Here is a 12,754-nt window from a genome sequence, read left to right as displayed (position 1 = left end):
GACCCGGGTTCCGTTAGAATTCCCGCGTTTTCCAGCCACCAGAGGTCGTCATGTCCAAACTCGCCTACCAACGCATCCTTCTGAAACTCTCCGGGGAGGCGCTGATGGGAGATGAGGACTACGGCATCGACCCCAAGATCATCAACCGCCTGGCGCGTGAGGTCATCGAAGCCCAGCAGGCCGGTGCCGAAGTGGCGCTGGTGATCGGCGGCGGCAACATCTTCCGCGGCGCCGGCCTGGCCGCCGGCGGCATGGACCGCGTCACCGGCGACCAGATGGGCATGCTGGCCACGGTCATCAACGCGCTGGCCATGCAGGACGCGCTGGAGAAGCTCGGCGCCAAGGCGCGCGTGATGAGCGCGATCAAGATCAACGACGTGTGCGAGGACTACATCCGCCGCCGCGCCATCCGCCACCTGGAAAAGGGCCGCCTGGTGATCTTCGCCGCCGGCGTCGGCAGCCCGTTCTTCACCACCGACTCCGGTGCCGCGCTGCGCGCCATCGAGATCGGCGCGGACCTGCTGCTCAAGGCCACCAAGGTCGACGGCGTCTACGACAAGGACCCGAACAAGCACGCCGACGCGATCCGCTATGACACCCTGAGCTACGACCAGGTCATCAGCCAGGGCCTGGAAGTGATGGACACCGCCGCCTTCGCCCTGGCCCGCGACAGCGACCTGCCGCTGCGCGTGTTCGACATGGGCCAGCCGGGCGAACTGCTCAAGATCCTGCACGGCGAGAACATCGGTACCCTCGTCCACGGCCGCGACGCACACTGACCTTCCACGGTTCCGGTCCGATGGAGGGGGGTCTTCGCCTATAATCGCCCGGTTCCAGCACCATCAAGGATTCGGGCGATGATCAACGACATCAAAACCACGGCGCAGACGCGCATGGCAAAGAGCCTCGACGCTCTGCGCCACACCCTCACCACCATCCGTACCGGCCGTGCCTCCCCGGCGCTGCTGGACGGCATCAAGGTCAAGGCCTACGGCACCGACACCCCGCTGAACCAGGTGGCCAGCATCAGCGTGTCCGAAGGCCGCTCGCTGGTCATCACCCTGTTCGACAAGAACATGATCAAGGAAGTCGAGAAGGCCATCTACGCCTCGGACATCGGCATCACCCCCACCACCATGGGCACGGTGATCCGCCTGAACCTGCCGCCGCTCACCGAGGAGCGCCGCAAGGAACTGGCCAAGTCGGTCAGCAAGGAAGGCGAGGAGACCAAGGTCGGCATCCGCAACATCCGTCGCGATGCCAACCAGGACGTGGCCAAGCTGCTCAAGGACAAGGCCATCACCGAGGACGACGACCGTCGCGCCCAGGACGACATCCAGAAGCTGACCGACAAGGCCATCAAGGACGTCGACGACATCGTCAAGCAGAAAGAACAGGAACTGATGGCGGTCTGACCGGTGCCATCCGTCCTGCCCAGCGGCACACCCGCACCGCGCCTGCCGGGCCACATTGCCATCATCATGGATGGCAATGGGCGCTGGGCGCAGCAACGCCGTCGACCGCGCATGATCGGCCACCGCGCCGGCGCGCGCGCGGTCAACCGCACCATCGACTTCTGCCTGGAACGCGGCATCGCCGCGCTCACCCTGTTCGCGTTCTCCAGTGAAAACTGGGGTCGCCCGCAGGACGAGGTGGACGCGCTGATGAAGCTGTTCCTCGGCGCGCTGGACCGCGAGGTGGATGAACTCCACCGGCGCGGCGTGCGCGTGCGCTTCATCGGCGACCGCTCCCGCTTCGCCGCCAGCATCGTCCAGCGCATGGACAAGGCCGAGCAGCGCACCGCGGCCAACGCCACGATGACCCTGAGCATCGCTGCCAGCTACGGCGGCCGCCAGGACATCGCCATGGCCGCCCGACGCCTGGCCGAGCAGGTCGCCGCGGGCACGCTGCGCCCCGACCAGGTCGACGAGACCCTGCTCGGGCAACACGTCGCCCTGGCCGACATGCCGCCACCGGACCTGTTCATCCGCACTGGTGGCGACACCCGCATCAGCAACTTCCTGCTGTGGCAGTTGGCCTATACCGAACTCTGGTTCACCGAGGTGCTGTGGCCGGACTTCGATGCTGCCATCCTTCAACAGGCACTGGATGACTATGCCGGGCGCGAACGCCGCTTCGGCCTGACCAGCGCCCAGATCGCCGCCGGCAAGGCGGCCGAGAGCGCCCTTCCATGACCAAGACCCGAGTGATCGCCGCGCTGATCATGGCCCCGGTGGCCATCTGCGCGATTCTGCTGCTGCCCACCCAATGGCTGGCGGCCGCGGCCGCGCTGGTGTTCCTGGTCGGGCTGTGGGAGTGGCTGAAGCTGTCCGGCGTGGACGGCCTGCCGCGCACCGTGCTGCTGGTCCTGAACCTGCTGCTGATGGTGCTGCTGGTCTGGGCTTCGGCCGGCTATGACGTGCTGTTCCAGCTGACCGCGCTGATCGGCGTCGGTTTCTGGTTGCTGGCCCTGCTGTGGCTGCGCTTCTTCAATTTCGGCGCGCACGAGGAAAGCGGCGCCCGCCCGCTCAAGCTGGCGGCCGGCACGCTGGCGATCGTGCCGGCCTGGGCCTCGCTGGTGCTCATCCACGGCAGCGAGCCGAACGGACACCGCTGGCTGCTGACCGCCCTGACCCTGGTCTGGGCGGCCGACTCCGGCGCCTACTTCGCCGGCCGCGCCTTCGGCAAGCACAAGCTGGCCCCGCGCATCAGCCCCAACAAGACCATCGAAGGCCTGCTTGGCGGCCTGGTCGCCGGCATGGTCACCGCGGGCGTGTTCGGCTGGATCGCCGGGGTGCAGATGTCGCAGTTCGGCTGGCTGATGCTGGTGGCGGCCATCGCCGTGCTGGCCTCGGTGCTCGGCGACCTGTTTGAAAGCCTGCTCAAGCGCCACGCCGGCGCCAAGGATTCGGGCCACGTGATCCCGGGCCACGGCGGCGTGCTGGACCGCATCGACGGCGTGCTGGCCGCGCTGCCGGTGTTCGCGCTGGGCAAGGAAATCTTCGGTTTCTGACCATGTCCTCCTCCTTGACCCCGCGCCAGGTCGCCATCCTCGGCGCCACCGGCTCCATCGGCACCTCGGCGCTGGACGTCATCGCCCGCCACCCGGAGCAGATGCGCGCCAGCGTGCTGGCCGCCGGCAGCAACGTGGATGCGCTGCTCGCGCTGTGCCGCACCCACCGCCCCGACCACGCCGCGATCGCCGACCCGGCCCTGTTCGAACGCCTGCGTGACGGGCTGGCCGACGCCGGGCTGGCGACCGAAGCTCATGCCGGGCATGCCGCCATCGAGGCGCTGGCGGCCAGCGCCGCCTGTGACACCGTGGTGGCCGCCATCGTCGGCGCCGCCGGCCTGGCCTCCACGCTCGCCGCCGCCCGCGCCGGCAAGCGCCTGCTGCTGGCCAACAAGGAATCGCTGGTCCTGGCCGGCACCCTGCTGACCCGGGAAGCGGCCGCCGCCGGCGCTGAAATCATCCCGATCGACAGCGAACACAACGCCATCTTCCAGTGCCTGCGCTCGCGCGATGCCAGCCTGGACGCCGGCGTGCGCCGGATCATCCTCACCGCCTCCGGTGGCCCGTTCCGCGGCCGCAGCCGGGCCGCGCTGGAGACGGTCACGGTCGCCCAGGCCGTCGCCCACCCGAAATGGTCGATGGGGCCGAAGATCTCGGTGGATTCGGCGACGTTGATGAACAAGGGGCTGGAGGTCATCGAGGCCCACCACCTGTTCAACGTGCCCGGTTCGCGCATCGACGTGCTGGTCCACCCGCAGAGCCTGGTGCATTCGCTGGTCGAGTTCATCGACGGCTCGACCCTGGCCCAGATGGGCCTGCCGGACATGCGCACCACCCTGGCCGTGGGCCTGGGCTGGCCGCGCCGCATCGAATCCGGCGTGGCCGGGCTGGACCTGCTGAGCCAGGGCCGGCTGGATTTCGAGGCCCCGGACCTGGACGCCTTCCCCTGCCTGCGCCTGGCCTGGCAGGCGATGGACGCCGGCGGCACCGCCCCGGCCATCCTGAACGCGGCCAATGAAGAAGCGGTTTCAGCCTTTCTTCAGGGCCGCATAGGCTTCCTGTCGATCCCTGCGCTGGTGGAACATGCCCTCTCCACCCTGCCTCACGCGGCCGCCGATACACTGGAGGCCCTGCTGGCCGCTGATGCACAGGCCCGCCATACCACCCGCACCGCCATCGCCCACCTGCCGCATGTCTGAGCCCTTCCCCCAACCGAGCGCTGCACATGGCTGACTTCCTCGGTTCCGTGTGGTGGATGATCGTCAGCCTTGGCCTGCTGGTGACCTTCCATGAATTCGGCCATTACTGGGTGGCCCGCCGCTGCGGGGTGAAGGTGCTGCGCTTCTCGGTCGGCTTCGGCAAGCCGCTGTGGAGCCGCTACAACAAGGACGGCACCGAGTTCGCGATCGCCGCGATCCCGCTGGGCGGCTACGTGAAGATGCTCGACGAGCGCGAGGTCGAGGTCCCCGCCGGGGAGCGCGCGGTCGCGTTCAACAACAAGACCGTCTGGCAGCGCATCGCCATCGTCGCCGCCGGCCCGGCCGCCAACCTGCTGCTGTGCATCGCCCTGTTGTGGGTGATGTTCGTGATCGGCCGGCAGGACTATTCAGCCACCCTCGGACGCACCACCGGCATCGCTGCCAGCGCCGGCTTCGCCAGCGGCGACCGCGTGCTGGAGGTGGATGGGCGCAAGGTCGACACCTGGGCCGAGGCCAGCATGGCGCTGACCACCGCGGCCATGGACCGCCAGGACGCCCATGTGCGCGTCCGCGACGCCCTGGACAACGAGCGCACCCGGGTGCTGCCGCTGTCACAGCTGCCGGCCGGCTTCGACGAGCGCCAGGTTCCGGCCCAGGCCGGCCTGGTCTGGCAGTTCTCGCTGCAGCCGGCCCGGGTCGACAGCGTGGTCACCGGCTCGGCCGCCGCCAACCTGCTGCAGAGCGGCGACCTGATCCTGGCCGTCGATGGCCAGCGCGTGGACAGCATGGACCAGGTCACCCCGCTGGTGCAGGCGCTGGGCAAGCGCGGCGGCCCCGGCATGGTCGAGGTCGAGCGCAATGGCGAGCGCCTGGCGCTGGAACTGACCCCGAAGCCCGGGCAGGGTGCCGACGGCAAGCCGCAATGGCTGCTGGGCGTGGGTTTCCAGCAGGGGCAGGCCCCTGCCTATGACGCCCGCCAGCAGTACGGCGTGCTGGCCGCCCTGCCGGCCGCGGTGCGCGAGACTGGCAAACTGGCGTCAGATTCGCTTGGCATGATGCGCCGGATGCTCACCGGCCACGCCTCGCTGAAGAACGTTTCCGGCCCGATCACCATCGCCCGCGTGGCCAATGCCTCGGCCGAGCGCGGGGTGGACTGGTTCCTGTATTTCCTGGCCCTGCTGTCGCTGAGCCTGTGCATCATCAACCTGTTGCCCATCCCTGTCTTGGACGGCGGGCACCTGCTGTATTACCTTATCGAGTTGGTCAAGGGCAGCCCGCTGAGCGAGCGTGCCATGGCGACGGGTCAATTCATCGGCCTGGCGCTGTTGGCCGGGCTGATGGGCTTGGCGTTCTACAACGACATCCTCAGCCTGGTCCCGCGATGAACTTTTTCCCGCTGACGTCGTCATGCGCCGGCACCCACGCAACTCTGAAATCGACTCCAACCGGACGTGATATGACGCGACTCCCCAATCGCCGCCTGCTAGCCCTCGCCCTTGCTGCCGGCCTGGCACTGCCTGCGCTCGCACAGGCGGCCGAGCCGTTCACCGCCAGCGACATCCGCGTGGACGGGCTGCAGCGCATCTCCTCCGGCACCGTGTTCACCTACCTGCCGGTGGAGCGTGGCGACGTGGTCGACGATGCCAAGGTCGGCGACACCATCCGTGCGCTGTACAAGACCGGCTTCTTCGAGGACGTGCAGCTGGACCGCCAGGGCGACATCCTGGTCGTCACCGTCAAGGAACGCCCGGCGATCAACAAGCTGACCGTCACCGGCAACAAGGACATCAAGAGCGAGCAGCTGCTCAAGGGCCTGGCCGACATCGGCCTGAGCGAGGGCGGCACCTTCGACCGCCTGAGCCTGGACCGCGTGACCCAGGAGCTGCGCCGCCAGTACAACGACCGTGGCAAGTACAACGTCGAGATCACCCCGACCGTCAGCCCGCTGGACCGCAACCGCGTGGACGTGGCCATTGCCGTGAAGGAAGGCAAGGCCGCCAAGATCCGCCACGTGAACCTGATCGGCACCGAGAAGTTCCCGGCCGAGGACATCCTGGAAACCTGGGAGTCCAAGGAGCACAACTGGGCCTCGTGGTACCGCCGCGACGACCAGTACTCCAAGGAAAAGCTGTCCGGCGACCTGGAAAAGCTGAACTCCTGGTACCTCAACCGCGGCTACGTGGACTTCAGCGTCGATTCCACCCAGGTCTCGATCAGCCCCGACAAGCGCGACATGTTCATCACCACCGGCGTGACCGAGGGTGAGCAGTACAAGATCTCCGACATCAAGGTCACCGGCGACACCATCCTGCCGCAGGAAACGGTGGAGAAGATGGTGTTCCAGAAGTCCGGCGACATCTTCTCGCGCGGCCTGCTGGAGCTGAGCGCGGACAGCATCACCAACAGCCTGTCCAACATCGGCTACGCCTTCGCCAAGGTCAACCCGATCCCGACCAGCAACCGCGGTGACCGCACCGTGGCGGTGAACATGCAGGTCGTGCCGGGCCCGCGCGTGTCCGTGCGCCGCATCGTGTTCAAGGGCAACTCGCGCACCGCCGACGAGGTGCTGCGCCGCGAGATGCGCCAGTTCGAGAACAGCTGGTACTCGCAGGCCGCCATCGACCGCTCCAAGATCCGCCTGCAGCGCCTGGGTTACTTCGAGTCGGTGGACGTGGAAACCACCCCGGTCACCGGCAGCAACGACCAGGTCGACGTGGTCTACAACGTCAAGGAAACCACCTCCGGCTCCTTCGTGTTCGGCCTGGGCTATTCGCAGTCCTACGGCATGACCACCTCGGTGCAGCTGTCGCAGAACAACTTCCTGGGCGGCGGCAACCGCGTGTCGGTCGAGGCTTCGCGCAGCAGCTACCTGCAGCGTTATGGCTTCTCCTACACCAACCCGTACTTCACCGATGACGGCGTGTCGCTGGGCTACAACCTGTCCTGGCGCGAGCTGGACTACTCCGACTTCAACACCGCCCAGTACAACAGCACCAACGGTGCGGCGCAGGTGGTGTTCGGCGTGCCGATCACCGAGAACGATGCGTTCTCGCTGATGTTCGGCATCGACAGCAACCAGATCACGACCTACCCGGGCTACACGCCGGCGGCGATCATCAACTACATCGAGGCCGTCGGCGCCAAGACGTTCCACTCCTGGCGTACCGAGCTGGGCTGGGCGCGCGACACCCGCAACGATTACTTCATGCCGACCGCCGGTACCTACCAGCGCGTGGGCCTGGAAGCCACGCTGCCGGGTTCGACCGTGGAGTACTACAAGCTCAGCTACCAGTTCTCCAAGTACTGGCCGATCATCCCGTCGCTGGTCATCAACACCCGCCTGGAACTGGGCTACGGTGATTCGTACGGCAGCGACAAGGTCCGTGACATCTGCTGGAACGTGATCCCCGGTACGCCGGGCACGCCGGCCAACGGCAGCACGCCGGCGGTCCCGGGCACCCCGGACACCACCCAGGTCGTCGACTGCGCCACCAACCCGACCGCCAACCACCGTCAGGTGAAGGCCACCGGCCTGCCGTTCTTCGAGAACTTCTACGCCGGCGGCACCAACTCGGTGCGCGGCTTCGAGGACAACACCCTGGGCCCGCGCTCGGAAGTCATGGCCGGCTACTACAACGGCCAGCCGCTGGGTGGCTCGGTGAAGACCGTCGGCTCGATCGAAGCCTACTTCCCGAAGCTGTTCGACAGCCCGTCCGCGCGCGTGTCGGCCTTCGTCGACTTCGGCAACGTCTACAACGGCGTGGACAACTTCAAGGCCAACGAGCTGCGTGCCTCGGCCGGTGTCGCCCTGTTGTGGCGCGCCCCGGTCGGCCCGATCTCGATCAGCTACGCGATCCCGCTGAAGAAGGAAGACGGCGACGAGATCGAACGCCTGCAGTTCACCTTCGGTGGGCAGTTCTAAGCAACTGCCGCGCTGACCCCGGGGCGACCCGGGGTACCCGGCATCACGCCATGGGCGCGCTGCCGGGGCGCGCTCCGGGACTTCCAGATCCCCGCGCGCCCTTACCAAAGGGGCTTTCCTCCAGAACCGCCGACGTGCGGTTCTGGTCGTTTAAGGTTTCCGGTTTACTGCCCCCTTCCCGGCCAGCATGGGCGGTGGCGGGCGCTGGCTTCCTTTCCGGTCCACGCCTTGACCGCTGTTGGCCGGTCCACGTCCGTCTGGCTCGCGCCACGTCGGCCGGGCCGCTCGCATGACCACCACCTGCACAGGCTGTAAACTCGCCACGTGAATATTCCTACCCATACCGCACAGGAACTTGCCGACCGCTTCGGCCTGCAGGTGCACGGCGATCCGGCTGCCGCCATCTCCGGCGTGGCCACGCTCGCCCATGCCGGCCCCGGCCAGCTGACCTTCCTCGCCAATCCCCGCTATCGCGCGCAGTTGGCCGACAGCAAGGCGTCGATCGTGGTGCTGCGCGCCGATGATGCCGAGGCCGCACCCGGCACCGCGCTGATCGCCAAGGATCCTTACACCACCTTCGCCAAGATCGGTGCGCTGTTCGAAACCGTGCCGGTCCGCGAGCCCGGCATCCATCCCAGCGCGGTGATTGATCCCAGCGCGACGGTGGCGGACAGCGCGCACATCGGCCCCCACGTCTGCATCGGCGCACGCTCGGTGATCGGTGAGGCCGCCATCATCGGCCCGGGCTGCGTGATCGGCGATGACTGCATCGTGGAGGCCGGCAGCGAACTGCTGGCCCGCGTCACCCTGGTCGCCCGGGTCAAGCTGGGCAAGCGCGTGCGTATCCATCCCGGCGCGGTGCTTGGCGCCGAGGGCTTCGGCCTGGCGATGGACAACGGCCACTGGATCAAGGTGCCGCAGCTGGGCGGCGTACGCATCGGCGACGATTGCGAGATCGGCGCCAACAGCTGCGTGGACCGCGGCGCGCTGGAAGACACCGTGCTCGACGAAGACGTGCGCGTGGACAACCTGGTGCAGATCGCCCACAACGTGCAGATCGGCGCGCACAGCGCCATCGCCGGTTCCACCGGCATCGCCGGCAGCGCCAAGATCGGCCGTTACTGCCTGCTCGGCGGTGCGGTCGGCGTGGTCGGCCACCTGGAAATCTGCGACCACGTGGTGATCACCGGCAAGTCGGTGGTCCGCAACTCCATTACCGAACCGGGCGAGTACTCGTCCGGCACCCCATTGACCGATAACCGCACGTGGCGCAAGAACGCCGCGCGCTTCAAGCAGCTCGATGCGCTCGCGCGGCGCATCCTGGCTGTGAGCAAGGAGAAGGAATGAACGCACCGCTGCAGCTGCCCGTCGACGTCAACACCATCCAGACGTTGATCCCGCACCGCTACCCCTTCCTGCTGGTCGACAAGGTCGTCGAGCTGGACGTGGAAGGAAAGCGCATCGTTGCGCACAAGAACGTGACCATCAACGAGCCGTTCTTCCAGGGCCACTTCCCCGGCCAGCCGATCATGCCGGGCGTGCTGATCATCGAGGCACTGGCGCAGGCCGGTGGCGTGCTGACCCAGCTGAGCCTGGGCCGTGATGCGCAGTCCAAGCTGTTCTACCTGGTCAAGGTCGACAACGTGCGCTTCATGAAGCAGGTGGTGCCGGGCGACGTGCTGGAGCTGCATGTGCAGGTCAAGCGCGTGATCCGCAACATGGCCGTGTACTACGGCGAAGCCAAGGTCGACGGTGAAGTGGTCGCGCACGCCGAAGTGCTGTGCGCCGGCACCCGCGAGTAATCCAGCCGGAGTCTTTGCATGAGTGACAGCGCCCCCCTGATCCATCCGACCGCGGTCATCGACCCTTCCGCCAAGCTGGGTAGCGGCGTGCGCGTGGGCGCGTTCACCCTGATCGGGCCGGAAGTGGAGATCGGCGACGGCACCGAGATCGGCCCGCACTGCAGCGTCCACGGCCCGACCCGCATCGGCCGCGACAACCGCTTCATCGGCCACGTCGCCGTCGGCGGCGAGCCGCAGGACAAGAAGTTCGCCGGCGAACGCACCGAGCTGGTCATCGGTGACCGCAACGTGTTCCGCGAGTTCGTCACGCTCAGCCGTGGCACCGCCGGCGGTGGTGGCGTGACCACCATCGGCAGCGACAACTGGATGCTGGCCTACACCCACATCGCCCACGACTGCCATGTGGCCGACCACTGCGTGTTCTCCAACAACACCACGCTGGCCGGGCATGTCAGCGTCGGCAGCTGGGTGATCATCAGCGGCTTTGCCGGTGCCCACCAGTTCTGCCGCATCGGCGACCACGCCTTCCTGGGCATGGGCTCGCTGGTGACCGGTGACATCCCGCCGTTCACCATGGTCGGCATCGATGGCCATGGCCGCCCGCGCGGCATCAACAGCGAGGGCCTCAAGCGCCGCGGGTTCGATGCCGAGCGCATCAGCGCGATCAAGCGCGCCTACCGCACCATCTACGTCGCCGGCCTGCCGCTGGCCGAGGCCAAGCAACAACTGGCCGAACAGGCGCGCGACAGCGACGACGTGAAGCAGCTGCTGGACTTCATCGAAAGCGGCGAGCGTCCGTTGCAGCGATGAGCATGGGGAACCGCCCGGGGAACGGGGAGCTGGCGGCAGCAAGTGCGCCACCCACGGCGCAGCCAACGGCCCTTCCCGCCTCCCTGCTCCCTGTTTCCCGCCGCAGGGTCCGCATCGCGCTGGTCGCGGGCGAGGCGTCCGGCGACGGCCTCGGCGCCGGCCTGATCAAGGCGCTGCGCACGCGCTATCCGGACGCCGAGTTCGCCGGTATCGGCGGCGATGCCATGCGCAACGCCGGCTGCGAAACCTGGTTCGATGCCAGTGAACTGGCGTTGATGGGACTGGCCGAGATCCTGCGCCATCTGCCGCGCCTGCTGAAGCTGCGCAAGGCGTTCCGCCAGCGCGTGCTGGAATGGCAGCCGGACGTGTTCATCGGCATCGATGCGCCGGACTTCAACCTGGCCGTGGAGAAGTGGCTCAAGCAACGCGGCATCCGCACCGTGCACTACGTCAGCCCGTCGGTCTGGGCATGGCGCGAGAAGCGCGCCGAGAAGATCGGTGCCAGCGCCGACCTGGTGCTGTGCCTGTTCCCGATGGAGCCGCCGATCTATGCCCGGCACGGCATCGACGCGCGCTTCGTCGGCCATCCCATGGCCGATGACATCCCGCTGCAGAGCGACCGCCTGCAGGCACGCCACGCACTGGACATCCCCGCGCAGGCACCGGTGCTTGCGGTGCTGCCCGGCAGCCGGCTGGGCGAGGTCAGCCGCCTCGGCCCGCCGTTCTTCGCCGCCGCCTGGCAGCTGTGCGAGGACCGGCATGACCTGCACCTGGTGGTGCCGGCCGCCAATGCCAAATGCAAGGCGATGCTGGTCGAGCAGATCCGCGCCGCGGCGCTGCCCAGCGCGCGCGTGCACCTGCTCGATGGCCGCGCCCGCGAGGCCATGACCGCCGCCGACGTGGTGATGCTGGCCTCCGGCACCGCCACGCTGGAAACCATGCTGGTCAAGCGACCGATGGTGGTCGGCTACCGGGTGTCCGAGCTGACCTACCGCATCGTCAGCAGCCTGGGGCTGATCAAGGTCAACCGCTATGCACTGCCCAACGTGCTGGCCGGCAAGGACCTGGCACCGGAGCTGATCCAGCACGACTGCACGCCCGACAACCTGGCCGGCGCCGTGCGTGACTGGTTCGACGACCCGGCCCGCGTGGCCGGACTGCAGGACGACTACCTGCGCCTGCACCAGCAACTGCGCCAGGACGCTTCCGCCCGCGCCGCCGATGCGGTGGCCGGCCTGCTGGATGCACCGGCCCGGCAAGCCCAGCCGTGAACGCCCGCCGTGTTCCTGCCAGGACAGCGGACCTTTCGCTGTCCCTGTTCGACGATGCCGCGCTGGCGCAACGCCAGGGCCCGCGCCTGGTCGCCGGCGTGGACGAAGCCGGCCGCGGCCCGCTGGCCGGCCCGGTGGCCGTCGCCGCGGTGGTGTTCGACCCGGCACGCCCGCGCATCAACGGACTGGATGATTCCAAGGCCCTGACCGCCGGCAAGCGCGAACTGCTGTACGACCGCATCGTCGAGCGCGCCCTGGCCTATTCGATCATCTTCGTCGACGTGGCCGAGATCGACAGCCTGAACATCTTCCAGGCCACCATGCAGGGCATGCGCCGCGCGGTGGAAGGCGTCGGCCACGTGGCCCAGTTCGCCCGCATCGACGGCAACAAGATCCCCAAGGGGCTGCCCTGCCCGGCCGAAGCGCTGGTCGGCGGCGACGCCATCGACCGCGCGATCATGGCCGCCTCGATCCTGGCCAAGGTCAGCCGCGACCGCTACATGCTGGAGCTGCACCAGCGACACCCTGAATACGGCTTCGACCAGCACAAGGGCTACGGCACGCCGTTCCACCTGGCCGCGTTGAAAGCCCACGGGCCCTGCGCCGAACACCGAAGGTCGTTCGCGCCGGTCCGGGACGCCCTCGGCTAGCGCCGGAGGGCTGCGCAAGGCGGCAACGGCAGGACAACGGCGCAACCTGGCCGCGCTCCTGCTCCTGGCCTTCGTTCCTGCAAGGGG

General features: G+C 68.0%; 12 protein-coding genes. All 12 read left to right on the top strand.

The window, feature by feature from the left end:
• Nucleotides 1–50: 50 nt before the first annotated feature.
• The 12 genes from pyrH (at nt 51) to ACIPR8_RS04435 (ending at nt 12,667) form a co-directional block, all read left to right on the top strand.
• Entirely contained in the window at nt 51–779 is a 729-nt protein-coding gene (pyrH, locus tag ACIPR8_RS04490; protein ID WP_446540266.1) for a UMP kinase, read from the top strand.
• Between the two features lie 78 nt (nt 780–857).
• Nucleotides 858–1,415, top strand: a complete 558-nt coding sequence (gene frr / locus ACIPR8_RS04485; protein ID WP_132865135.1) for a ribosome recycling factor — start codon at nt 858–860, stop codon at nt 1,413–1,415.
• 3 nt (nt 1,416–1,418) lie between these two features.
• Entirely contained in the window at nt 1,419–2,195 is a 777-nt protein-coding gene (uppS, locus tag ACIPR8_RS04480; RefSeq protein WP_446540265.1) for a polyprenyl diphosphate synthase, read from the top strand.
• A complete protein-coding gene (locus ACIPR8_RS04475) occupies nt 2,192–3,013 on the top strand; it encodes a phosphatidate cytidylyltransferase (protein WP_192287970.1) in 822 nt (273 codons plus the stop codon). The genes uppS and ACIPR8_RS04475 overlap by 4 nt, the downstream gene beginning before the upstream one ends.
• Nucleotides 3,014–3,015: 2 nt before the next feature.
• A complete protein-coding gene (locus tag ACIPR8_RS04470; RefSeq protein ID WP_446540264.1) occupies nt 3,016–4,212 on the top strand; it encodes a 1-deoxy-D-xylulose-5-phosphate reductoisomerase in 1,197 nt (398 codons plus the stop codon).
• 26 nt (nt 4,213–4,238) lie between these two features.
• Nucleotides 4,239–5,597, top strand: a complete 1,359-nt coding sequence (gene rseP, locus ACIPR8_RS04465) for an RIP metalloprotease RseP (RefSeq protein ID WP_446540263.1) — start codon at nt 4,239–4,241, stop codon at nt 5,595–5,597.
• A 71-nt stretch (nt 5,598–5,668) separates the two neighbouring features.
• A complete protein-coding gene (gene bamA, locus ACIPR8_RS04460) occupies nt 5,669–8,134 on the top strand; it encodes an outer membrane protein assembly factor BamA (protein ID WP_192287967.1) in 2,466 nt (821 codons plus the stop codon).
• A gap of 324 nt (nt 8,135–8,458) precedes the next feature.
• Nucleotides 8,459–9,481 (top strand): UDP-3-O-(3-hydroxymyristoyl)glucosamine N-acyltransferase, encoded by a 1,023-nt coding sequence (gene lpxD / locus ACIPR8_RS04455; RefSeq protein ID WP_132865141.1) that lies wholly within the window; start codon nt 8,459–8,461, stop codon nt 9,479–9,481.
• Nucleotides 9,478–9,936, top strand: a complete 459-nt coding sequence (fabZ, locus tag ACIPR8_RS04450; RefSeq protein ID WP_132865142.1) for a 3-hydroxyacyl-ACP dehydratase FabZ — start codon at nt 9,478–9,480, stop codon at nt 9,934–9,936. The genes lpxD and fabZ overlap by 4 nt, the downstream gene beginning before the upstream one ends.
• Before the next feature lie 18 nt (nt 9,937–9,954).
• Complete coding sequence (gene lpxA / locus ACIPR8_RS04445) at nt 9,955–10,746, top strand: acyl-ACP--UDP-N-acetylglucosamine O-acyltransferase (protein WP_446540262.1); 792 nt, start codon at nt 9,955–9,957, stop codon at nt 10,744–10,746.
• 2 nt (nt 10,747–10,748) lie between these two features.
• Nucleotides 10,749–12,017, top strand: a complete 1,269-nt coding sequence (gene lpxB / locus ACIPR8_RS04440; RefSeq protein ID WP_446540261.1) for a lipid-A-disaccharide synthase — start codon at nt 10,749–10,751, stop codon at nt 12,015–12,017.
• A gap of 38 nt (nt 12,018–12,055) precedes the next feature.
• Nucleotides 12,056–12,667, top strand: coding sequence for a ribonuclease HII (locus ACIPR8_RS04435; protein WP_225591900.1), 612 nt, complete (start codon nt 12,056–12,058; stop codon nt 12,665–12,667).
• The last annotated feature ends 87 nt before the right edge of the window (nt 12,668–12,754 follow it).

It is taken from the genome of Stenotrophomonas sp. LARHCG68 (assembly GCF_052871705.1).
The sequence above is the reverse complement of the archived record's forward strand: the minus strand, read 5'-3'. Positions and strand labels throughout refer to the sequence as shown.